The 22,788-nt window shown below is 75.8% G+C and carries 19 protein-coding genes and 2 riboswitches; of the genes, 10 read left to right on the top strand and 9 right to left on the bottom strand.

Going from position 1 to position 22,788, the window contains the following annotated elements:
- Positions 1–76 precede the first annotated feature (76 nt).
- From cobN to E0W78_RS11580, 5 genes are all read right to left on the bottom strand, one after another.
- The gene (cobN, locus tag E0W78_RS11600; RefSeq protein ID WP_131404112.1) at positions 77–3,676 is read right to left on the bottom strand and encodes a cobaltochelatase subunit CobN; all 3,600 of its coding nucleotides are present in this window, start codon (positions 3,674–3,676) and stop codon (positions 77–79) included.
- Entirely contained in the window at positions 3,673–4,359 is a 687-nt protein-coding gene (locus tag E0W78_RS11595; protein ID WP_207392732.1) for a (2Fe-2S) ferredoxin domain-containing protein, read from the bottom strand. The genes cobN and E0W78_RS11595 overlap by 4 nt, the downstream gene beginning before the upstream one ends.
- The gene (locus E0W78_RS11590; RefSeq protein WP_131404111.1) at positions 4,356–5,117 is read right to left on the bottom strand and encodes an ABC transporter ATP-binding protein; all 762 of its coding nucleotides are present in this window, start codon (positions 5,115–5,117) and stop codon (positions 4,356–4,358) included. Before E0W78_RS11590 ends, E0W78_RS11595 begins: the two co-directional genes overlap by 4 nt.
- Complete coding sequence (locus tag E0W78_RS11585) at positions 5,114–6,112, bottom strand: iron chelate uptake ABC transporter family permease subunit (protein ID WP_207392739.1); 999 nt, start codon at positions 6,110–6,112, stop codon at positions 5,114–5,116. Before E0W78_RS11585 ends, E0W78_RS11590 begins: the two co-directional genes overlap by 4 nt.
- Positions 6,113–6,174: 62 nt before the next feature.
- Entirely contained in the window at positions 6,175–7,164 is a 990-nt protein-coding gene (locus E0W78_RS11580) for an ABC transporter substrate-binding protein (protein WP_207392731.1), read from the bottom strand.
- Positions 7,165–7,217: 53 nt separating this feature from the next.
- A riboswitch (cobalamin riboswitch) is annotated at positions 7,218–7,398 on the bottom strand.
- Positions 7,399–7,447: 49 nt separating this feature from the next.
- On the opposite strand from E0W78_RS11580, the gene E0W78_RS11575 reads away from it, so the two are divergent.
- From E0W78_RS11575 to E0W78_RS11560, 4 genes are read left to right on the top strand one after another with little or no spacing between them, the layout of a single operon-like run.
- Entirely contained in the window at positions 7,448–8,326 is an 879-nt protein-coding gene (locus E0W78_RS11575) for a sulfite reductase subunit beta (RefSeq protein ID WP_131404109.1), read from the top strand.
- The gene (locus E0W78_RS11570) at positions 8,323–8,988 is read left to right on the top strand and encodes a precorrin-8X methylmutase (protein ID WP_131404108.1); all 666 of its coding nucleotides are present in this window, start codon (positions 8,323–8,325) and stop codon (positions 8,986–8,988) included. The genes E0W78_RS11575 and E0W78_RS11570 overlap by 4 nt, the downstream gene beginning before the upstream one ends.
- On the top strand, positions 8,985–10,493 hold the full coding sequence (locus E0W78_RS11565; RefSeq protein ID WP_131404107.1) for a precorrin-2 C(20)-methyltransferase: 1,509 nt from the start codon (positions 8,985–8,987) through the stop codon (positions 10,491–10,493). The genes E0W78_RS11570 and E0W78_RS11565 overlap by 4 nt, the downstream gene beginning before the upstream one ends.
- 3 nt (positions 10,494–10,496) lie before the next feature.
- Positions 10,497–10,862, top strand: a complete 366-nt coding sequence (locus tag E0W78_RS11560; protein WP_131404106.1) for a hypothetical protein — start codon at positions 10,497–10,499, stop codon at positions 10,860–10,862.
- A 99-nt stretch (positions 10,863–10,961) separates the two neighbouring features.
- On the opposite strand, the gene cobM is transcribed toward E0W78_RS11560, so the two are convergent.
- Positions 10,962–11,717, bottom strand: a complete 756-nt coding sequence (gene cobM / locus E0W78_RS11555; protein WP_131404105.1) for a precorrin-4 C(11)-methyltransferase — start codon at positions 11,715–11,717, stop codon at positions 10,962–10,964.
- Positions 11,714–12,922 carry a precorrin-6y C5,15-methyltransferase (decarboxylating) subunit CbiE gene (gene cbiE / locus E0W78_RS11550; protein ID WP_131404104.1) on the bottom strand — a complete coding sequence of 403 codons (1,209 nt, stop codon included), beginning with the start codon at positions 12,920–12,922 and terminating at the stop codon, positions 11,714–11,716. The genes cobM and cbiE overlap by 4 nt, the downstream gene beginning before the upstream one ends.
- Before the next feature lie 71 nt (positions 12,923–12,993).
- Positions 12,994–13,137: riboswitch (cobalamin riboswitch) on the top strand.
- A gap of 44 nt (positions 13,138–13,181) precedes the next feature.
- Between cbiE and E0W78_RS11545 the strand changes: the two genes are divergently transcribed.
- The 6 genes from E0W78_RS11545 (at position 13,182) to E0W78_RS11520 (ending at position 20,592) form a co-directional block, all read left to right on the top strand.
- On the top strand, positions 13,182–15,212 hold the full coding sequence (locus E0W78_RS11545) for a VWA domain-containing protein (RefSeq protein WP_131404103.1): 2,031 nt from the start codon (positions 13,182–13,184) through the stop codon (positions 15,210–15,212).
- On the top strand, positions 15,212–15,826 hold the full coding sequence (gene cobO, locus E0W78_RS11540) for a cob(I)yrinic acid a,c-diamide adenosyltransferase (RefSeq protein ID WP_131404102.1): 615 nt from the start codon (positions 15,212–15,214) through the stop codon (positions 15,824–15,826). The genes E0W78_RS11545 and cobO overlap by 1 nt, the downstream gene beginning before the upstream one ends.
- Positions 15,823–18,243 (top strand): cobyrinate a,c-diamide synthase, encoded by a 2,421-nt coding sequence (locus tag E0W78_RS11535; protein WP_131404101.1) that lies wholly within the window; start codon positions 15,823–15,825, stop codon positions 18,241–18,243. The genes cobO and E0W78_RS11535 overlap by 4 nt, the downstream gene beginning before the upstream one ends.
- Positions 18,244–18,437: 194 nt before the next feature.
- On the top strand, positions 18,438–19,208 hold the full coding sequence (cobA, locus tag E0W78_RS11530) for a uroporphyrinogen-III C-methyltransferase (protein ID WP_242686328.1): 771 nt from the start codon (positions 18,438–18,440) through the stop codon (positions 19,206–19,208).
- Complete coding sequence (locus tag E0W78_RS11525; RefSeq protein WP_131404099.1) at positions 19,205–19,636, top strand: histidine phosphatase family protein; 432 nt, start codon at positions 19,205–19,207, stop codon at positions 19,634–19,636. Before cobA ends, E0W78_RS11525 begins: the two co-directional genes overlap by 4 nt.
- A complete protein-coding gene (locus E0W78_RS11520) occupies positions 19,633–20,592 on the top strand; it encodes a cobalamin biosynthesis protein (RefSeq protein ID WP_131404098.1) in 960 nt (319 codons plus the stop codon). The genes E0W78_RS11525 and E0W78_RS11520 overlap by 4 nt, the downstream gene beginning before the upstream one ends.
- On the opposite strand, the gene E0W78_RS11515 is transcribed toward E0W78_RS11520, so the two are convergent.
- Both E0W78_RS11515 and E0W78_RS11510 read right to left on the bottom strand, forming a co-directional pair.
- Positions 20,531–21,271, bottom strand: a complete 741-nt coding sequence (locus E0W78_RS11515) for a cobalt-precorrin-6A reductase (RefSeq protein ID WP_131404097.1) — start codon at positions 21,269–21,271, stop codon at positions 20,531–20,533. The genes E0W78_RS11520 and E0W78_RS11515 overlap by 62 nt on opposite strands.
- Entirely contained in the window at positions 21,268–22,731 is a 1,464-nt protein-coding gene (locus E0W78_RS11510) for a cobyric acid synthase (RefSeq protein WP_131404136.1), read from the bottom strand. The genes E0W78_RS11515 and E0W78_RS11510 overlap by 4 nt, the downstream gene beginning before the upstream one ends.
- Between the last annotated feature and the right edge of the window lie 57 nt (positions 22,732–22,788).

Below are 22,788 nucleotides of genomic sequence, written 5' to 3'. Positions count from 1 at the left end.
GGGCGAGCCTCCGTGAGGAGCGCACGGTACGGACGCCCGCCCGCGAGGATCCTCGTGGTTCGCTCGCTGCGCTCGCTCACTGGTCGTCCTCGAGGTCGCCCTCGACCTCCAGGTAGACGCGGGCCATCTCGGCCATGACCTCGGCGTCGGGCTCGGCCCACAGCCCGCGGTCGGCGGCCTCGTTGAGCCGCTCGACGATGCCGCGGAGCGCCCACGGGTTCGACGTCCGCATGAACTCCTGCGTCTCGGCGTCGAGCACGTACTCCTTGGCCAGCGACTCGTACATCCAGTCGTGCACGACGCCGGCGGTGGCGTCGAAGCCGAACAGGTAGTCGACCGTCGCGGCCAGCTCGAAGGCGCCCTTGTAGCCGTGGCGTCGCATCGCGCCGATCCAGCGCGGGTTCACGACGCGCGAGCGGAAGACCCGGTTCGTCTCCTCCTGCAGCGTCCGCGTGCGCACCGCGTCGGGCGACGTGGAGTCGCCGACGTACGCCTTCGGGTCGGCGCCGGTCAGTGCGCGGACCGTGGCGACCATGCCACCGTGGTACTGGAAGTAGTCGTCGGAGTCGGCGATGTCGTGCTCGCGGGTGTCGATGTTCTTGGTCGCGACCTTGATGCGCCGGTACGACGTGCGCATGTCGTCGGCGGCCGGCACGCCGGCGAGGTCGCGGCCGTAGGCGAAGCCGCCCCAGGCCGTGTAGACCTCGGCCAGGTCGGCGTCGTCGCGCCAGGTGCCCGACTCCATGACCTGCAGGATGCCGGCGCCGTACGAGCCGGGCGCCGAGCCGAAGATGCGGGTGCGCGCGCGACGCTCGTCCCCGTGGTCGGCCAGGTCGGCCTGCGTGTGGGCGCGGACGAAGTTCTGCTCGGCCGGTTCGTCCAGCGCCGCCACGAGCGCCACCGCGTCGTCGAGCATCGCCACGACGTGCGGGAAGGCGTCGCGGAAGAACCCCGAGATGCGCACCGTCACGTCGATACGGGGACGACCCAGCTCCTCCAGCGGGACGATCTCGAGGTCGCCGACGCGGCGCGAGGCCTCGTCCCACACCGGGCGGACGCCGAGCAGCGCGAGCACCTCGGCGATGTCGTCGCCGCTGGTACGCATCGCCGACGTGCCCCAGACCGACAGGCCCACCGACGCGGGGTACTCGCCGGTCTCGGCCAGGTAGCGCTCGAGCAGCGACTCGGCCATCGCCTGGCCCGTGCCCCAGGCGAGGCGCGAGGGCACGGCCCGCGGGTCGACCGTGTAGAAGTTGCGGCCGGTCGGCAGCACGTTGACCAGGCCGCGCAGCGGCGAGCCGGACGGTCCGGCCGGGACGTAGCCGCCCTCGAGCGCGTGCAGCACCGCGTCGAGCTCGTCGGCGGTGCCGGCCAGCCGCGGCACGACCTCGGTGGCGGCGAAGCGCAGCACCCGCTGCACCTCGGGGTCGTCGTGCAGGCCGGTCGCCGCGGACGGGTCCCAGCCGGCGGCCTCCATGGCCTCGACGAGCGAGCGCGCCTGCGCCTCGGCCGCGTCCACCGCGACGGTCGCCTCGTCGCCCTTGAGCCCCAGGGCTGCGCGCAGGCCCGGCACCGCGCCCGCCTCGCCACCCCACACCTGCTGGGCGCGCAGGATCGCCAGCACCAGGTCGACGCGGACCGAGCCCTCCGGCGCCTGTCCCAGCACGTGCAGACCGTCGCGGATCTGCACGTCCTTGATCTCGCAGAGCCAGCCGTCGACGTGCATGATGAAGTCGTCGAACGACTCGTCGTCCGGCTGGCTCTCCAGGCCCAGGTCGCGGTGCATCTCGGCCGAGCGCATGAGGGTCCAGATCTCACCGCGGATGGCCGGCAGCTTGGCCGGGTCCATCGCCGCGATGTTGCCGTACTCGTCGAGCAGCTGCTCCAGGCGCGCGATGTCGCCGTACGTCTCGGCCCGCGCCATCGGCGGGATGAGGTGGTCGACGATCACGGCGTGGGCGCGGCGCTTGGCCTGGGCCCCCTCGCCCGGGTCGTTGACCAGGAACGGGTAGACCAGCGGCAGGTCGGCGATCGCCGCGTCGGTCGCGCACGACGCCGAGAGGGCCGCGTTCTTGCCCGGCAGCCACTCCATCGATCCGTGCTTGCCCAGGTGGACGACGGCGTGGGCGCCGAAGCCGTGGCGGACCCAGCGGTACGCGGCCAGGTAGTGGTGCGAGGGCGCCATGTCCGGGTCGTGGTAGATCGCGACCGGGTTCTCGCCGAAGCCGCGGGGCGGCTGGATGAGGATGACCACGTTGCCGGCCTGGAGCGTCGCCAGGACGATCTCGCCCCGGTCGTTCACGAACAGCGTGCCGGGGGCCGCGCCCCACGCCTCGACGATCTCGTCGCGCAGGTCCTGCGGCAGGTCCGCAGTCCAGGCCGCGTACTCCTCGGGCGTGATGCGCACGTGCGAGTCGGTGAGCTGGGCGCTGGTGAGCCACTCCTCGTCCTGGCCACCGGCCGCGATCAGCGTGTGGATGAGCGCGTCGCCCGCGGCGGTGTCGTCGTCCATGGCCAGGATGCCGGTGACCTCGTTGTCGCCCCCGAGGTCGTAACCGGCGTCGGCCATGCGGCGCAGCAGGCGGACCGCCGAGACCGGCGTGTCCAGCCCGACGGCGTTGCCCACGCGGCTGTGCTTGGTCGGGTAGGCCGACAGCATGAGCGCGATCCGGCGGTCGGACGCCGGCACGTGGCGCAGGCGCGCGTGGTGCACGGCGATGCGCGCCACGCGGTCGCAGCGCTCGGGGTCGGCGACGTAGCGCGGCAGCCCGTCGGCGTCGACCTCCTTGAACGAGAACGGCGCGGTGATGATGCGGCCGTCGAACTCGGGGATCGCGATCTGGTTGGCCGAGTCCAGCGGCGTGACGCCGTCGTCGTTGGCGAGCCACTCCTCGCGGCTGGAGGTCAGGCACAGGCCCTGCAGGATCGGGATGTCCAGCGCCGCCATCCGCGCGACGTCCCAGGCGGAGTCGTCGCCGCCGGCCGAGGCGCCCGCAGGGGTCGCACCACCGGCCGCGAGCACCGTGACGACGAGGGCGTCCAGCGAGCCGAGCGCCTCGAAGAGGTCGTCGGGGGCCGAGCGCAGCGAGCTGGAGAAGATCGGACGACCGACGGCCTCGCCGGTCGCGTCGATCGCGTCGGCCAGCGCGTGGGCGAAGTCCTCGTTGCCGGCGGTGTGGTGGGCGCGGTAGAACAGCACGCCGACGCGGGGCAGGCCGGCCGCGGCCTCGGCCGGCTCGGGGCGGTCGAGCCAGCCCCAGGCCGGCACGGTCAGCGGCGGCTCGAAGCCGGTGCCGGTCAGCAGCACGGTGTCGGAGCAGAACGCGTGCAGCTGGCGCAGGTTCTCCGGGCCACCCTCGACGAGGTAGCGGTGGGCCTCGGCCGCGACGCCGACGGGCACCGTCGACATCTCCATGAGCTCGGCGTTGGGCGTCAGCTCGCCGCCCAGCACGATCATCGGCTTGCCGGTGGCGCGGATGCGCTCGAAGCCGCCGCACAGGTCGTCCGGCGAGCCCAGCAGCCGGCAGATCACCAGGTCGGACGCCTCGATGACCTCGGCCATCGACTGGTGTCCCTCGACCTGGCGCGTCGGGTTGGCCCAGACGTAGTCCGCGCCGCTGGCGCGGGCCGAGAGCAGGTCGGTGTCCGAGGTGGACAGCAGGGCGATGCGGGTCATGCTTCTCCTTCGATGGAGGCGGTCTCGGTCTCGAGGCGCAGGTCGGCCAGGGGCCGTCCGGCGACGAGGTGCTCGCGGACGAGCCGGTCGGTGTCGTCGGGGGTGAGCGGCCCGTACCAGGCGCCGTCGGGGTGGACGACGGCCACGGGGCCGTGGTTGCAGGGGAACAGGCAGCCGGTCTGGGCCATGAGGACGTCGTCGTCGGTCAGCCCGTGCTCGACGACCGCGCCGACGAGCGCGCGGTACGTCGCGTCGGAGCCGCGGGCGCTGCAGCGCGGGCCGCGGCACAGCAGCAGGTGGTGGCGGTGGGCCGGCGGGCGCTCCCACGCCGGCGACGACAGCGGGGCCTCGCGGCCGGTGATCGTCCGCGACCCGAAGTGGAGCACCGGCGGGTCGACCTGCTGGCGGTGCCAGTGCGCGGCGACCCGGCCGACCCACGACCGGGCGTAGGTGAGGTCGTCGGTGCTGACCGGCTCCAGCCGCACCGCGGTGACGCCGTCGGCGTGGAGCTCGTCCAGCAGGCGGGTCAGGCTCGGCTCGCCGCCCTGGAGGAAGGCCAGCCGCGCCCCGGCGTCGTCCGCCGCCCGGCGCAGGACGCCGACCCGCGCCGCGTCCGGCAGCGCGGTCGCCACGTGGACGAGCACCTCGATCGTTCGCTCGCTGCGCTCGCTGCGCTCGCTCACGGGTGCCACACCACCGTCAGGCGGTCGGCGACGGCGTGCCGCTCGACCTCGGCCCGGACGCCGTAGACGCGTTCCACGAGCGGGCTGCTCAGCACCTCGGCCACCGGGCCGTGGGCGACGACGCCGCCGTTGTCCAGCACCACGAGCTGGTCGCAGTAGGCGGCGGCGAGGTCGAGGTCGTGCAGGGCGGCGACGGTCGTGACGCCCAAGCGCCGGACGGTGCGCAGCAGGTCGATCTGGTGGCCCAGGTCCAGGTGGTTGGTGGGCTCGTCGAGCATGAGGACGGACGGCTGCTGGGCCAGCGAGCGGGCCAGCTGCACGCGCTGTCGCTCGCCGCCCGAGAGCGTCTGCCACCGGCGGCCGGAGAGGTGGGCGACGTGCGCCGCGACCATCGCCTGCTCCACGACGCCGGCGTCGGGGTCGGCCGAGCCGGCCCAGCGTCCGCGGTGCGGGATGCGGCCGAGCTCGACCACCTGCCGCGCGGTGAGGTCGAGCGAGGTGGTGGCGTGCTGCTCCAGCAGCGCGACCAGCCGGGCGCGCTCGCGGGACGGGACGCTCGCGGCGTCCCGCTCCCCCAGCAGCACGCGGCCGGACGTCGGCCGGGCCAGTCCGGCGAGCAGGGTGAGCAGGCTCGTCTTGCCCGAGCCGTTGGGACCGATGAGTCCGGTGATGGACCCGGCCGGCACCTGCGCCGTCACCCGGTCCAGCACCCGGGTGCCGCGCCGGACCCAGGTGACGTCCTGGACGCTCAGCCTCATGACGTCCTCCCCTCGCGGCGCAGCAGCCAGGCGAAGACCGGGGCGCCGACGACGGCGGTGACGATGCCGATGGGCACCTCCTGCCCGTCGACCAGCGAGCGGGCCAGGGTGTCGGCGAGGACGAGCAGCAGCGCTCCGGCCAGGGCGCTCAGCGGCAGCAGCCGCTTGTGCAGCGGGCCGCAGGCCAGCCGGACCAGGTGCGGCACCACGAGGCCGACGAAGCCGATGGCGCCGGTGAACGACACGAGCCCGGCGGTGACCAGCGCGGTGGCGATCATGAGCGTCCAGCGCGTGGCCTGGACGCTCACGCCGAGCGACCCGGCCGCCGTCTCGCCGAACGCGAAGGCGTCCAGCGCCGAGGTGTAGGCCATGACCAGCACGAAGGTCAGCAGCACCAGGACGACGAGGGTGATCGCCCCCGTCCACCGCACGCCGGCCAGCGAGCCGAGCGTCCAGCTCAGCACCCGGCGCGCCGCGTCGTGGTCGCCGCTCATGATGACGATGAAGGACGTGTACGCGGCGCACACCTGGCCGACCGCGACGCCGGCCAGCACCACGCGGGTGGGTGGCAGGTCGCCGGCCCGGCCCGCCGCGAGCCCGAGCACGAGCACCAGGGCCAGGAGGGCACCCGCGAAGGCGCCCGCCCCGACGAGCGCGGACCCGACGAGGCCGGCGACCGAGACGCCCAGGACGATCACGCTCACCGCCCCCACCGCGGCACCGCCGGAGATGCCCAGCAGGTACGGGTCGGCGAGGTCGTTGCGGGTGAGCGACTGCAGGACGGCGCCGCACAGCGCCAGGCCCGCGCCTGTGGCAGCGGCACCCAGCACCCGGGGCAGGCGGAGCTCCCACACGATGCGGTCGTCGAGCACCGAGACGTCCAGGCCGCCCACGCCGAGACGGCGGGCGACGACCTCGAGCACGGTCGCGACGGGCAGGTGCACCGAGCCGATCATGAGCGCCAGGACCATGGCCGCGACGAGCAGGGCCGCCATGGCGGCGACCCCGCTCGCGTACCGGACCCGGAGCGGTGCCCCCCGCTCCCTGCGCTGCAGCATCAGGACGCGTTCAGCTCGCGCAGCTGGTCGGCGACCGCCTTCGCGCCGTCGGCGAGGCGCACGCCGGGCGTCGACTCCGAGTAGGGCAGCGTGACGATCCGGTCCTCGCGGACGGCCCGCAGCTTGCTCAGCACGGGGTCCTTGCGCAGGAAGGCGAGCTTGTCGTCGGCCGAGGACCACGAGGCGTCGGCGAGCACGATGACGTCCGGGTCGGCCTTGACGACCTGCTCCCACGAGACGTCGGCCCAGCCGCCCTCGAGGTCGGCGAACAGGTTGGTGGCCCCGACGGCGTCGAGGACGACCTGCGGGCCGCCCTCGCCGGCCCCCGCGAGGGCGGTCTTGTCGCCGGAGTCGAACCAGAACACGTCGAGGCCCTCGCCGACGCGCTGCTCGGCGAGCTGCTCGACGACGGCCTGCTGCTCGTCCTCGATCGCGTCCGCGCGCTCGGGCACGCCGAACACCGTGGCCACGTCGTGCACCTCCGCCCAGACCGAGTCGAACGAGACCGGCGCCTTCTGGCCGTCGTCGGGGCAGCCGAACGGCGACAGGTAGGAGCCGACGCCGAGCTCGTCGAGCTCGCGCTGGGTGCCGGCCGCCGCGTCCTCGAAGGCGCTGGCGTACGAGCCGTAGACGAAGTCCGGCTCCGCGGCCAGGACGGTCTCGTGGTCGGGGTACTCGGCCGAGAGCACCTCGACGGCCTCGTAGGCCTCGGCGTACCTGGGCGAGACGGCGTCGTCGAGGTACGCGGTGCCCGCGAGACGGTCCTGCAGGCCGAGCGCCAGGGCGACCTCGGTGGCGCCCTGGTTCATCGTGATGGCCGCCTCCGGGGCCCGCTCGACCGTGGTGGTGTGACCGCAGCTGGTGACGTCGACCGGGAAGCCGTCCGAGGCCTGCGTCGCGTCCGCCTCCTCGGTCGGGGCGCCCGCGCAGGCGGACGTCATCAGGAGGGCGGCCAGGCCGAGGCCGAGGGAACGGGTGGGAAGACGCACGGGGCGGTCCTTCGAGGTCGGGGCTCGTTCGCGAAGCCCGGCGGAACCTGGCGGCGGTCGCCGCAGGTGCCAGCAGGTCTTCGGACTCGGGATCGTCCGGACGGAGCGCCTTCCCGGACTCCCGTCCAGTGGCGTCGTGCTCCGCCCGTCCCCCTCACCGCTGCGCGTCAGTCCCGGACTCTCACCGGGTTCCCTGGCTCATCGCTGAGTTTGACTGGCAGTGAGGAACCTAGCAGCCCGGCCGCCGCTGGGTCACGCGTCCGGCCCCTGGCACCATGACCGCGTGACCGAACGGACCCGCCGCGACCTGTGCCCCGGCCTGCTGCGCCCCTGGATCGCCGACGACGGCGCCCTGGTGCGGGTGCGCGTGCCCGGCGGGATGCTGCCGGTCGACGCGCTGGCCGGGCTGGTCGACGTCGCCGAGCGGCACGGTGACGGCGCCGTGCACCTGACCAGCCGCGCCAACCTGCAGATGCGGGCGATCGGGCACGAGGACGGCTGCCTGTCCGACGACGTCGTCGACGCCGTCATGGCCACCGGACTGATGCCGTCGGCGTCGCACGAGCGGGTCCGCAACGTCATGGCCTCGCCACTGACCGGACGCGCCGGGGGCCGCGCCGACCTGCGTCCCGTCGTGCGCGAGCTGGACGCGCTCGTGTGCGCCGACCCGACCCTCGCCGCGCTGGCCGGACGCTTCCTGTTCGTGCTCGACGACGGACGTGGCGACGTGGCCGGACGCGACCTCGACCTCGGGCTCGTCGCGGTGGGCGCCGACGCGGTGCAGCTGCGCGCGGGGGCGTCCGGATGGGGTCGCGTCGTCCCGCTGGCGGACGCCGCCACGGCCCTGGCGTCCCTCGCCGTCCGGTTCGTCGCGGCCGCCGGCGCCCAGCCGACGTCCCCGTGGCACGTTGACGAGCTGCCCGGCGGCGGGGCCGGCCTGCTGGACGAGGCGCAGGACCCACGCCCCGAGACCCGGGTGACCTCCGACCCGCCGCCACTTGGCAGGATCCCCCAGGACGACGGCCGGCACGCGCAGCACCTCGCGGCGCCCGACGGCCGTCTCGAGCGGCGCCTGCTCGACGAGGTCCGCGCGCTGGGCGCCCCGGACGTCGTCGTGACGCCGTGGCGCACCCTGATCGTCCCCGACCTGGAGAACGCATGACGACCGCCCCGCCGACCCGCCGCTACGACTACGAGACGGACGGGTCCCAGATCTACGTCGACTCGTTCGCGACGATCCGCGCCGAGTCCGACCTGTCGCGCGTGCCGGCGGACGCCGAGAAGGTCGCCGTGCGGATGATCCACGCGTGCGGCCAGACCGACCTGACCCGCGACCTGGTGATCCACCCCGGGCTGGTGTCGGCCGCGCGCACCGCGCTGGAGGCCGGCGCGCCGATCCTCACCGACGCGAACATGGTCGCGTCGGGCGTCACCCGCGCCCGGCTGCCGCGCGAGAACGACGTGATGTGCCTGCTGCGCGACCCGCGCGTGCCGGACCTCGCCCGGGCGTGGTCGACGACCCGCTCGGCCGCCGCGGTCTCCCTGTGGGCCGACCGGATGGAGGGCGCCGTCGTCGCGTTCGGCAACGCGCCCACCGCGCTGTTCCACCTGCTGGAGATGCTGCGCGACGGCGCCCCGCGTCCGGCCGCGATCATCGGCACGCCGGTGGGCTTCATCGGCGCGGCCGAGTCCAAGCAGGCGCTCATCGACCTGGCGGCCGACGAGCCCGGCCTCGACGTGCCGTACCTGGTCGTGACCGGACGCCGCGGCGGGTCGGCCATGGCCGCGTCCGCGCTCAACGCCCTCGCCCAGGAGCGCGAGTGAGCGGGCGGCTGTGCGGCGTCGGCGTCGGCCCCGGCGACCCGGAGCTGATCACGCTCAAGGCGGCCCGGCTCATCGGCGCGGCGGACGTCGTGGTCTACCACTCCGGCGTCGGCAAGCAGTCGAACGCGCGGCGCATCGCGTCCGGGCTCATCGCCGACGGGGTCGTCGAGGAGGAGCTCGTCTACCCGGTCACCACGCAGACGTCCGACCACCCGGGCGGCTACGCCGGCGCGATGGCTGACTTCTACGCCGAGTGCGCCGACCGGCTGCGCGCCCACCTGGCCGCCGGTCGCGACGTCGTGGTGCTGGCCGAGGGCGACCCGATGCTCTACGGCTCGTTCATGTACCTGCACGACCGGCTCAGTGACGAGTTCGAGACCCAGGTCGTGGCCGGCGTCCCGGCGTTCGCCGCCGCCACCGCCACGACCGCGCTGCCGCTCGTGCGGCAGACCGACGTGCTGACCGTGCTGCCCGGCACGCTGCCCGAGCCCGAGCTCGCGCGCCGCCTGGCCGACACCGACGGCGCCGTGATCATGAAGCTCGGCCGGACGTTCGCCAAGGTGCGCTCGGCCCTCGAGCAGGCCGGACGCGTCGAGGGCTCCTGGTACGTCGAGCGCGCGTCCATGGATGCCGAGCGGGTGCTGCCGGTGGCCGACGTCTACCCCGACACCGTCCCGTACTTCTCGATCGTGCTGGTGCCCGGCGACACCCGTCCGGGCGTCAAGCGGTACGAGAGCCCGGCCCCCGAGGCGGTCGCTCCGGCCGCCGCGGCTGAGGTCGTCGTCGTGGGGCTGGGCCCCGGCCCGGACCGCTGGCTCTCCCCCGAGGCGTCGCAGGTGCTGGCCGAGGTCGGCCACGTCATCGGCTACGGCCCGTACGTGCAGCGCGTCCCGCAGCGTCCCGGTCTCGTCCGGCACGCCTCTGGCAACACGGTCGAGGTCGACCGCGCCCGCGAGGCGCTCGAGCTCGCCCTGGCCGGCGAGCGGGTCGCCGTGGTGTCAGGCGGCGACGCGGGCATCTTCGGCATGGCGTCGGCGGTGTTCGAGGCGGCCGAGGACGAGCGCTACGCGGGCGTCTCCGTGCGCGTCGTGCCCGGCATCTCCGCCGTCCAGGCCGTCGCGGCCCGGGCCGGGGCGCCGATCGGGGCCGACTTCGCGGTGATGAGCCTGTCGGACCGGCTCAAGCCGTGGGACGTCGTGGTCAAACGGCTGCGCGCGATCGCCGAGGCCGATCTCGTGCTGGCGCTCTACAACCCGCGCTCGCGCTCGCGCACCGAGCAGGTCGCGCAGGCCCAGGCGGTGCTGCTCGAGCACAAGGCAGCCGAGACCGTCGTGGTCGTGGGCCGCGACGTCGGCCGCGCCGAGGAGAGCCTCACCGTCACCACGCTCGGCGAGCTCGACCCCGAGACCGTCGACATGAAGTGCCTGCTGCTGATCGGTGCCTCGTCCACCCGGGTCACCCCCGGCGGACGTGTCTGGAGCCCCCGCTTCGTCGAGCAGGACTGAGCCGTGGACACGTCCCGCATCGCCGTCGTCGCGCTCGCGCTGCTGCTCATGCTGCGGTCGGCCGTCGCGCCGCTCGGGCTCCCCGCGGTGGACGGCGTGCTGCTCGTCCTCGGACTCGCGGTCGCCGCAGCGGTCCCGTGGACGTGCGTGGCGATCCACCGTCGGCAGCCCACGCCGTCCAACCGCCTGGCCGTGATCTGGAGCATCGTGGGCCTCGGCGCGCTGCTCGTCCACCTGGCCCTGTCGGCGGGTGAGGACGGGACGTCGGTCGGCACGGGCCTGGTGGCTCTCGTGGCGCTCGTCGGTCTGGTCGTCGGCGCGCTCACGACAAGCCGGCACGCGGCAGGCCCGCCCTCACACCTCGCCTGACCAGGGAGCCGCCCCGTTCCCCCGCTGAGCGGTGAGCAGGCAACCCTACGAGGGGTTGATTCGGTTGCCCACTCACCGCTCCCGGCGGGCCGCCAGCGCCTAGCCCCGGGCGCGGCGCTCGCGGCTGGCGGCGTAGAGGAACGACTCGCCACCGCGGACGTCCGGGGCCAGCGCGGGCCCGACGAGGATGACCGCGGCCTGGCGCAGCCCGGCCGCCTCGACCTGGTCGGCGATGTCGGCGAGCGTGCCGCGGATGACCAGCTCCTCGGGCTGGGTGGCGCGCGAGACGACGGCCACCGGGCAGTCCGCTCCGTAGTGCTCGGCCAGCTCGGCGGCCAGCTCGCGGGTGCGGGTGATGCCCAGGTGCAGCGCCAGCGTCGCGCCGGTCGCGGCGAACGCTGCGAGCCTCTCCCCCTCGGGCATCGCCGTCGAGCGCGCCTGGGTGCGGGTCAGGACGACCGACTGCGCCAGCTCGGGCACCGTCAGCTCGGCGCCCAGGATCGCCGCGGCCGCGGCGTAGGCGGGCACGCCGGGCGTGACGTCCCACGGCACCTGGGCGGCGTCGAGCCGGCGGGCCTGCTCGTGCACGGCCGAGTACAGCGACGGGTCGCCCGAGCACAGCCGCACGACGTCGCGCCCCTGGGCGTGGGCGTCGACCAGGTGGGCGGTGATCTCGTCCAGGTCCAGGTGCTGGGTGTCGACCAGGCGCGCGTCGTCGCGGCAGTGGCCGAGCACCTCGGCGTCCAGGTAGGTGCCGGCGTACAGCACGACGTCCGCCGCCTGCAGCAGGCGCACGGCGCGCAGGGTGAGCAGGTCGGCGGCGCCGGGCCCGGCCCCCACGAAGTGGACGGTCATGACTCTCCCTTGGTGACGGACCACTGGCTCACGGCGCGAGCCGGCGTCCAGCCGGTGAAGCTCCCGAGCGGCTCGGCGCGCTCGACGGACAGGCGGACGAGCTCGCCGCCGTGGCGACGGTAGCGGTCGAGCAGCACGGCGTCGGTCTCGGCGGTGACGCCGTGGACGACCAGGCGTCCGCCCGGCCCCAGGGCGTCCCAGCAGGCGTCGAGCACCCCGGGCACCGTGGCTCCTCCGCCGACGAAGACGGCGTCCGGACGCTCGAGCCCGGCCAGCGCGTCCGGCGCGGCGCCCTCGACGACGGTCAGGCCGGGGACGCCGTGCCGCTCGGCGTTGGCCCGCACGAGCGCGACACGGTCGGCACGCGGCTCGATCGCGACGGTCCGTGCGGTGGGGTGCGCGCGCATCCACTCGACGCCGACCGAGCCGCTGCCCGCGCCGACGTCCCACAGCAGCTGTCCGGGAGCCGGGGCGAGGCGCGCGAGGGCGCTGGCCCGCAGGTCGCGCTTGGTGATCTGGCCCGCGTGCTCGAAGGCGTCGTCGGGCAGCACGCCGCCGGACGTCCAGCCGAGCCCGGACCCCGCGACCTCGACGGCGAGGACGTGCAGGCGCGGCACGTCCTCGACGTCCCACGTCGCGGCCGTGCCGGACGTGCGCGACTCGGACGCTGCACCGAGGTCACCCAGCACCGTGAGCCGGCTGTCGCCCCAGCCGAGGCCGGTCAGCAGCGCGGCCACGAGCCCCGGGGTCGTCTCGTCGCTGGACAGCACGAGCAGCCGACGGCCGGCGGCGAGCGCGGGGACGACGAGCCGCACGTCGCGGCCCACCAGGGAGACGACGGTCGCGCTCTCGGCCGGCCAGCCCAGGCGGGCGCGGGCCAGCGCGGGCGACGAGACGGCCGGGACGATCGTCACGCGGTCGGGCCCGAGCACCTCCAGCAGCGTGGTGCCGATGCCCGACACGAGCGGGTCGCCGGACGCCAGCACGACGACCGGCGCCCCGGCGGAGGCGAGCAGGCCGGGCAGGTTCTCGCGCAGCGGCGACGGCCACGGGAGTCGCTCCTGGCCGTCCACCGGGGGCACGTCGGCGAGGTGGCGGGCGCCGCCGAGCAGGGTCCGGGCGGCGCGCACGAGCCCGCGGGACGCCTCGGGCAGTCCGGCCCAGCCGTCGGCCCCGACACCGACGACGGTCACGTGCGCATCCATGGTCGAGCACCCTAGCCGCGCCGGTCCGGCCCGCGGACCCCCTGTCCCGCACGGCCCCGCGGCGTCTAGGGTGTCCGACGAAGGAACGAGGTGCCCCACGGCCGACGGCCACGGGGAGAATCTGGGAAGCCGGTGAGAGTCCGGCACAGGCCCGCTGCGGTGACTCAGGCACGACCTGGGAAGTCCGAAGACCGGCCTCGCTCCGACCCGCGACGCAACCGCGTCGCGGACCGTCGTGGCAATCGAGCGGGAGCCTCACATGCCAGCGCAGTACCCCTTCTGTGCCGTCGTCGGCGCGGACGACATGACCCTCGCCCTCACCCTGGTCGCGATCGACCCGCTCATCGGCGGCGTCCTGGTCCGCGGGGAGAAGGGCACCGCCAAGACCACCACCGTCCGCGGCCTCGCCGACGTCCTGCCGCCGGTGCGGACGTTCGAGGGCGACCGGTTCTCGGCCGACCCCGACGACGCCGCCGCGGTCTCCCCCGACGGCCCGTTCGCGGCCGGCACGCCCGTCGTCGAGCGTCCGGTGCGCCTGGTCGAGCTGCCCGTCGGCGCCAGCGACGACCGCGTCACCGGCTCGCTGCGCCTGGACTCCGCGCTCCGCGAGGGCAAGGTCGAGCTCGAGCCCGGCCTGCTGGCCCGGGCCCACCGCGGCCTGCTCTACGTCGACGAGGTCAACCTGCTGCACGACCACCTGGTCGACCTGCTGCTGGACGCCGCCGCGACCGGACGGGTCAGCATCGAGCGCGACGGCCTGTCGATGGAGCACGCCTCGCGGTTCGTGCTCATCGGCACGATGAACCCCGAGGAGGGCGAGCTGCGCCCGCAGCTGCTCGACCGCTTCGGCCTGACCGTCGAGGTCGCCGCGCCGCGCGATCCGGCCCTGCGGGTCGAGGTCGTCCGCCGCCGGCTCGCGTTCGACGCCGACCCCGAGGGCTTCGCCGCCCGCTGGTCCGCCGAGCAGGACGCCGTGCGCGACCGGCTCACCGCCGCCCAGGCGCTGGTCGCCGAGGTCGAGCTCGACGACGACACCCTGGTCACCATCGCCGAGATCTGCGCCGCGTTCGACGTCGACGGCCTGCGCGCCGACCTGGTCACCGCCCGTGCCGCCGTGGCCCACGCCGCCTGGCAGGGCCGCACCCACGTCACCCGCGAGGACGTCCGCGTCGCCGCCCGGCTCGCCCTGCCGCACCGGCGCCGCCGCAACCCCTTCGACGAGCCGGGCCTGGACGAGCAGCAGCTCGACGACCTGCTCGGCGACGACGAGCCGGACCCGGGGCCCGAGCCCGACGGCGACGGACCGGACGACGGCGGACCCGGTGACGGCGGCCCCGAGGAGGGTCCCCAGGACGGCCCGGCGGACGACGCGTCCGTCCGGCCCGAGACCCCGCAGCCGCCCCAGCCCGAGTCCGGCGAGCAGGGCGAGAAGCAGCCCGCCGGCGCCGGCACGGTCGCCTCGGCCGGGACGCCCGGACGCGCCCGGCTGCTGGTCGTCCGCGGCACCGGCGAGGGCCAGGCCGGACGCCGCTCGCGCGCCCGCACCCCGCAGGGACGGGTCGTCGGCGTGCAGCGCGACCGCACCGCGCCCGGCCGCCTGCACCTGACCGGCACCATCACCGCCGCCGCGCCGCACCAGCAGGACCGCGGCGGGCTCGCCGACGGCCGCGGGGTCGTCCTCGCCCCGGCCGACCTGCGCCGGGCCGAGACGGTCGGCCAGGAGTCCAACCTCGTCCTGCTCTGCGTCGACGCGTCCGGCTCGATGGCCGCGCGGCGCCGCATGGAGCAGGTCAAGACCGCCGTCCTGTCGCTCCTGCTGGACGCCTACCGCCGCCGCGACAAGGTCGCGCTGGTGACGTTCCGTCAGCACGCCGCGGACGTCGCCCTGCCCCCGACCGGCTCGGTCGACGTCGCGTCCCGCCGCCTGGCCGACCTGCCCGCCGGCGGCCGCACCCCGCTCGCCGAGGGCCTGGAGCGCTGTGCCGACGTGCTCCGCCGCGAGGCCCTGCGCGACCCGTCGCGCCGCCCGCTCCTCGTCGTCGTCACCGATGGACGCGCGACGTCCGGCGCCGACGCGCTGGGCCGGGCGCACCGCGCCGCTGCGCACCTGGCCGCCACCGGCGTGCAGAGCATCGTCGTCGACTGCGAGACCGGACGCTTCCGGCTCGGCCTGGCCGGGCAGCTCGCCCAGCACCTCGGGGCCGAGCACGTGCCGCTGGGCGAGGTGACCGCCGACGGCCTCACCGGCGTCGTCCACGCCGCCACCGCGCCGCGCGAGGGGGTGGCCTGATGCCGCAGGGCAAGCCGCTCGTCGTCCCCGACGACGGACTCACCACCCGCCAGCGCCGCAACCGGCCGCTGCTCATGGTCCACACCGGCGACGGCAAGGGGAAGTCGACCGCCGCCTTCGGCCTGGCCATGCGCGCCTGGAACCAGGGCTGGGACGTCGGCGTCTTCCAGTTCGTGAAGTCGGCCAAGTGGCGCATCGGCGAGCAGACCGTGCTGGAGCGCCTGGCCCGGCTGCACGAGGAGACCGGCGAGGGCGGCCCGATCGAGTGGCACAAGATGGGCTCGGGCTGGTCGTGGAGCCGCAAGGAGGGCTCCGAGGCCGACCACGCCGCCGACGCCGCCGAGGGCTGGGCCGAGGTCAAGCGCCGCATCCAGGCGGAGCGGCACCGGCTCTACGTGCTCGACGAGTTCACCTACCCGATGCAGTGGGGCTGGGTCGACGTCGACGACGTCGTCGAGACGCTCGCCAACCGGCCCGGCACCCAGCACGTCGTGGTCACCGGCCGCCGCGCCGACCCGCGGCTGGTCGAGGTGGCCGACCTCGTCACCGAGATGCAGCACGTCAAGCACCCCATGGACGTGGGCCAGAAGGGCCAGCGAGGCATCGAGTGGTGAGCCTGCCACGCGTCCTCGTGGCCGCGCCCGCGTCCGGGCACGGCAAGACGACCGTGGCCACGGGGCTCATGGCGGCGCTCGCCGCCCGCGGCCACGCGGTCTCGGGGCACAAGGTCGGGCCCGACTACATCGACCCCGGCTACCACGCGCTGGCCACCGGCCGTCCGGGCCGCAACCTCGACCCGCACCTGACCGACCCCGCCCTCATGGTGCCGCTGCTGCTGCACGGCGCCCGAGGCGCGGACGTCGCCGTCGTCGAGGGCGTCATGGGCCTGTTCGACGGGCAGATCGGTGGCGACGGCTTCGCCTCGAGCGCGCACGTCGCGACGCTGACCCGCACCCCGGTGGTGCTCGTCGTGGACGTCTCGCACGCCTCGCGCAGCGTGGGCGCGGTCGTGCACGGCATGGCGACGTTCGAGCCCGGCGTGACCGTGGCCGGCGTCATCCTCAACAAGGCCGGCTCGCCGCGGCACGCTGCCGAGGCGCGGGCCGCGGTCGAGCGCACGGGCATCCCCGTGCTCGGCGTGCTGCAGCGCGACCACGGCGTCAGCGCGCCCTCGCGCCACCTCGGTCTGGTCCCGGCCGAGGAGCGCGACGAGGCCGCCGGCTCGCTCGACCGCCTCGCCGCCCAGGTCGCCGAGCACGTCGACCTGGACGCCGTGCTCGAGATCGCCCGCAGCGCGTCCCCTCTGACCGAGACGGCCTGGGACCCCACCGACCACGTGCGTCCTGCAGGCACGGACGCCCCGGTCGTCGCCGTGGCCGCCGGACGCGCGTTCACGTTCCGCTACGCCGAGACCACCGAGCTGCTCGAGGCGGCGGGCTGCACCGTCGTGCCGTTCGACCCGGCCCGCGACCGGCACCTGCCCGCCGGGACCCGCGGCCTGTACCTCGGCGGTGGCTTCCCCGAGGTGCACGCCGCGGCGCTGAGCGCGAACTCGAGCCTGCGCGCCGACCTGCGCCAGGCGGTGCTCGACGGCGTCCCGACCGTCGCCGAGTGCGCCGGCCTGCTCTACCTGTGCCGCTCGGTCGACGGGCACCCGATGATCGGTGCGCTCGACGCGGACGCCGTGATGACGCCGCGGCTGACGCTGTCGTACCGGACGCCGCGCCTGGGCACCGACCAGCTGCTCGGCGCGGCCGGCACCGCCGCGACCGCCCACGAGTTCCACCGCACGACCGTCCACCCCGTCCACGGCGACCGCCCGGCCTGGTCGCTCGACGCCGGCGACGTCGGGTTCGCCGGGCCGACCCTCAGCGCGTCCTACCTGCACCTGCACTGGGCCGGCCACCCCCACCTCGCCCAGTCCTTCGCCGACGCCGTCCATGGCTCGACGGCGACCGCCCGGCCGGCGACGCCCGTCGCCGCCACCGTCGCCGTGGTCGAGCCGGTCGCCGCCCCGAGCGACCCACTGCGCCACCACGGCGACGTCGAGGCCACCAAGGGCCTGCTCGACCTGGCCGTCAACGTCAGCCGGCTCCCCCGCCCGGAGTGGCTGGAGCAGGCGCTGCGCGACGGCACCGCCGCGTCGACCGCCTACCCCGACGCCACCGCCGCGCACGCGGCCGTGGCCCGCCGGCACGGCCGCGACGTCGACGAGGTGCTGGTGACCGCCGGCGCCGCCGAGGCGTTCTTCCTCGTCGCCCGCGCCCGCCGCTGGCACCGCCCGGTCGTGGTGCACCCGCAGTTCACCGAGCCGGACGTCGCGCTGCGCGCCGCCGGTCACCGGGTCGCGCACGTGCTGTGCCGCGCCGCGGACGACTTCGCGCTCGACCCGGCCCTCGTGCCCGACGACGCCGACCTGGTCGTGGTGGGCAACCCCACCAACCCCACCGGACGCCTCCACCCGGCCGCGACCCTGCGTGCGCTGTGCCGGCCCGGACGCGTCGTCGTGGTCGACGAGGCGTTCATGGACCACGTCCCCGGCGAGCGCCAGACGCTCACCGCGCACCGGCTGCCCGGCCTGGTCGTCGTCCGCAGCCTGACCAAGACCTGGTCGATGCCCGGCGTCCGCGCCGGCTACGTCGTCGGCGACCCGGCCGTGGTCGCCGACCTGCGCGAGCAGCAGCCGCCGTGGTCGGTCGGCACCGCCGCCCTGCACGCCGTCGTCGCGACGAGCGGACCGCAGGCGCTCGCCGAGGCCGACCACCGGGCCCGGCTCGCCGTCCAGCACCGCCGCGTGCTCGTCGACGGTCTGGCCGAGCTCGGCGTCGAGGTCGTCCCGACCGAGGCCCCGTTCGTGCTCGCCCGCCTCGGCAGCGGCGGCCACGCCCGCCTGCGCGCCGCCGGCGTCGCGGTGCGCCGCGCCGACACCTTCCCCGGGCTCGACGACACCTGGGCGCGGCTGGCCGTCCGCGAGCCCGCCGTCACCCGCCACCTGCTGACCACGTTGGGAGTCGAAGCCGCATGGAGCTGAACGTCGCCGGACGCTCCGTCCTCGTGCTGGACGGTGGCGAGCCCGCCGTCCCCACCGTCGCCGCCCTGCTGCGCGACGGCGCGAAGGTCACCGTCGCCGCCCCCGCCGTCTGCACCGCGATCCAGGACCTGGCCGAGCGCGGCCGGCTCGACTGGACCTCGGGCCCCGTCGACGAGTCCGCCCACGACGTCGTCCTGCGCGCCGTCGCCCGCGAGGAGACCCGCCCGGCCGCGCCGTCCGGGGGCGGACGCGTGACGCTCGTCGGTGCCGGCCCCGGCGACCCCGGCCTGGTGACGGTGGCCGGCCGGGCGGCCATCGAGGCGGCCGACGTGATCGTCGCCGACCGGCTCGCGCCGTGGGAGTCGGTCGCGTGGGCCCGGCCGGACGTCGAGGTCGTGGACGTCTCGAAGATCCCGTTCGGCCGCTCCACCAGCCAGGACGAGATCAACCGCGTGCTGGTCGAGCACGCGCTGGCGGGCAAGCACGTCGTGCGGCTCAAGGGCGGCGACTCGTTCGTCTTCGGCCGCGGCTTCGAGGAGGTCCAGGCCTGCGCGGCCGCGGGCGTCCCCACCACCGTCGTGCCCGGCGTGACGTCGAGCGTCGCCGGGCCGGAGCTGGCCGGCATCCCGGTCACGCACCGCGGTCTCGTGCAGGGCTTCACGGTCGTGTCCGGCCACGTGCCGCCCGGCCACCCCGACTCGACCCTCGACTACACGGCCCTCGCTCGGTCGGGCACCACGCTCGTCGTGCTCATGGGCGTCCGGACCCTGCCGGCGATCGTCGATGCGCTGGTCGAGGGCGGCCTGGCCGCCGACACCCCGTGCGCGCTGGTCGCGGACGCCAGCCTGGCCAGCCAGCGAGTCGTGCGCAGCACCCTGGCCGACGCGGTCGCGGACGCGACGGCCGCCGGCGTCGGCGCCCCGGCGGTCGCGGTCATCGGTCACGTCGCCGCGCTCGAGCCGTGATCTGCTGGCTGCGCCACGGCGAGTCCACCTGGAACGCCGCCGGCCGGATGCAGCACCGCGACCCCAGGCCCCCGCTCACCGAGCTCGGCCGGCTGCAGTCGCGCACCGCCGCGGAGCACCTGCGTGGCACCGCCTTCGACGCGCTGCTCTGCTCGCCCGCCGTGCGGGCCCGGCAGACCGCCGACGTCGTCGCCGAGGCCCTCGGACTCACCGTCCAGGTGGACGACCGCCTGGTCGAGCGCGACCACGACGAGTCCGCCGGCCAGGTGCGCGACCGCGTCCGTGCCCTGCTGGCCGACCACCACGGGGAGCTGCTGGTCGTCACCCACGGCGACACCATCGCGGTCGCCGTCGAGCTGCTCACCGGGAGCCCGTGCGAGGTGCCCGGGAACGCGCAGGCGATCGTGACCTCGCGGGAGGGCCTGTGACCACGCCCCTCGCCGCCGGGCTGGCGCTCGGCTTCGTGCTCGACCGTGCGCTCGGCGACCCGGCCCGGTTCCACCCCGTGGCCGGCCTGGGCCGGTGGGCGGCCGCGGTCGAGCGCCGCACGTACGCCGACCGCCGCCTCGCGGGCGTCGTGCACCACGTCGCCGTCGTGGCGCCGCTGGTCGCCGGCGCGGTGGTCGCCGAGCGGGCGTGCCGCCGTCCGTGGCAGCAGGTCGCGCTGACCGCGGCGGCCACCTGGTCGGTCGTCGGCGGACGCTCACTGGTGCGCGAGGGGACGACCATCGCCCGGCAGCTCGAGCGCGGCGACCTCCCCGCGGCCCGGCAGCAGGTCACCCACCTGGTCGGACGCGACCCGAGCCGGCTGGACGCCGACGGGGTGAGCCGCGCCGCGGTCGAGTCACTGGCCGAGAACACGTCCGACGCCGTCGTCGCTCCGTTGCTGTGGGGCGCGGCGCTCGGCGTGCCCGGGCTGGTCGGCTACCGCGTCGTGAACACGCTCGACGCGATGGTCGGCCACCGCAGCACGCGGTACGAGCGGTTCGGCTGGGCGAGCGCCCGGGCCGACGACGTCGCGAACCTCGTGCCGTCGCGCGTCTCCGCCCTGCTGGCCACCGTGCTCGCCCCGGCGGTCGGGGGACGTCCGGCCGACGCGGCCAGAGCCTGGGCCCGGGACGCGCGCCGTCACCCCAGCCCGAACGCCGGACCGGTCGAGGCCGCGTTCGCCGGGGCGCTCGGCGTCACGCTCGGCGGGGTGAACGACTACGCCGGACGCGTCGAGCACCGCGCCGAGATGGGCGACGGTCCCGCCCCCACCGTCCGCGACCTGCCCCGGGCCACGCGGCTCGCGACGGCGGTCGCGTGGGCGGCGGCCGGGGTCAGCGTGCTGGCTGCGCTCGCACCCAGGCGCGCGCGTCCGCAGCGTCGGTCACGACGCTGACGCCCGCCGGCGCTCCCGCGCGCCGGACGACCACGACCGGGACGCCGAGCTCCGCGGCCACGTCGAGCTTGGCCTCGGTGTGCTCGCCGCCGGAGTCCTTGGTCACCAGCACGTCGGTGCCGCGCATCGCGTCGCGCTCGTGCTCGACCGTGTAGGGGCCGCGGCTCTGCACGAGCGTCCACGCGTCCGGCAGCGCGAGCTCGGGCGGATCGACGACGCGCACGACGCAGGCGTGGTCGCGCAGCGGCTCCACGAACCGGCCGAGCGACTGCCGGCCGATCGTGAGGAACGGCCGCTCCCCCAGCCCGGCCGTGACGCGGGCGGCCTCGTCGTGGTCGTCCACCCAGTGCCAGCCGGCGGCGTCCGGGCGCACCGACCAGCCGGGACGCTCCAGGCGCAGCAGCGGCACGCCGGCCTGCGGGCACGCGGCGGCGGCGTTCGCGCTGATGCGCTCGGCGAACGGGTGGGTGGCGTCGACGGCGACGTCCACCCGCTCGTCGCGCAGGTGCGTCACCAGGCCGTCGATCCCGCCGAAGCCGCCCACGCGGACGTCGCCGACCGGCAGCCGGGGTCGGGCGACGCGTCCGGCGAGCGACGTCGTGACGTCGTCGCCGTCGTCGACCAGCAGCGCGGCCAGGGCGCGCGCCTCGCGCGTCCCGCCCAGCAGCAGCACCCTCACGCGTGCGGCCCGATCACCGGCACCGGCGGGGCGCCGCGCTCGGCCAGGGCGAGCAGCGCGTCGACGTCCAGGTGCTTCTCGGCCAGGTCGCCGAGCAGGTCGAGCCGGGCCTCGCGCGCCGCGGCGAAGCTGACGCCGGACGCCGCGAACGAGCCGCCCCGCGTGCGGGCGGCCAGGTCGAGCACGGCGGTGCGCAGCGCGTCGGACTCCAGGCTGCCGTGCCACATCGTGCCCAGCACCGCCCCGTCCTGGGCTCCGCCGAGGAACTCGGTCGCGCCGGGCTCGCGGATGATGCGCCCGTGGTGGATCTCGTAGCCGGACGCCTGGGCGCCGAGCGCCTCGCCCTGGGGCAGGCGCAGCGTCTTCTTCGCGGCGAACGTCGTCGCGACCGGCAGCAGCCCCAGGCCAGGGACGCTCGTGGGCGCGCCGGACTCGACGCCCTCGGGGTCGTGCACGTCGCGGCCGAGCATCTGGAACCCACCGCAGATGCCCAGCACGGCCCGTCCGGCCTCGGCGTGCCGGACGATCGCCCGGTCCAGCCCGCGGGAACGCAGCCAGGCCAGGTCGGAGACCGTGGCGCGCGTGCCGGGCAGGACCACCAGGTCGGCGCCGGCCAGGTCGTGCGGGTCCGCGGTGAAGACGACGTCGACGTCCGGCTCGAGCCCGAGCGCGTCCACGTCGGTGAAGTTGCTGATGCGCGGGAGCCGCACGACGACGACGCGCAGGGCGCCCTCGGAGCCGGTGCGCCGGCCCTCCAGGTCGAGCGCGTCCTCGGAGTCCAGCCACACGTCCGGGCTCCACGGCAGGGTGCCGAGCACGGGACGTCCGGCCAGCTGCTCGAGGCTCCGCAGGCCGGGGGCGAGCAGCGTCTCGTCGCCGCGGAACTTGTTGATCACGAACCCGGCGACCAGCCGCTGGTCGGCGGGCTCCAGCAGCGCGACGGTGCCGTACAGCGCGGCGAAGACGCCCCCGCGGTCGATGTCGCCGACCACCACGACGGGCATGTCGGCGTGCCGGGCCAGGCCCATGTTCACGTAGTCGCCGGCCCGCAGGTTGATCTCCGCGGGGCTGCCCGCGCCCTCGGCCACGACGAGGTCGTAGCGGGAGGCCAGGTCGTCGTAGGCGGCGTACGCGGCCTCGGCCAGGTGCGTGCGCCCACCGACGAACTCGGCGCTGCTGATCTCGCCCGCCGGACGTCCCATGACCACCACGTGGCTGCGCCGGTCGCCGCCGGGCTTGAGGAGCACGGGGTTCATCGCGGCCTCGGGCTCGGCACCGGCGGCCAGCGCCTGCACCCACTGCGCGCGACCGATCTCGGCGCCGTCGGCGCAGACCATCGAGTTGTTCGACATGTTCTGCGACTTGAACGGGGCCACCCGCACGCCGCGGCGGGCGAGGGCCCGGCACACCGCGGTCGTGACCAGGCTCTTGCCCGCGTCCGAGGTCGTGCCGGCCACCATGAGCCGGGCGGTGCGGCGAGCCTGTGCGTCCACGGCCCCAGTATCGCGGTCGCCCGC

Origin of the sequence: Aeromicrobium sp. IC_218, from assembly GCF_004336805.1 — a bacterium.
Lineage (GTDB): Bacteria > Actinomycetota > Actinomycetes > Propionibacteriales > Nocardioidaceae > Aeromicrobium.
The sequence above is the reverse complement of the archived record's forward strand: the minus strand, read 5'-3'. Positions and strand labels throughout refer to the sequence as shown.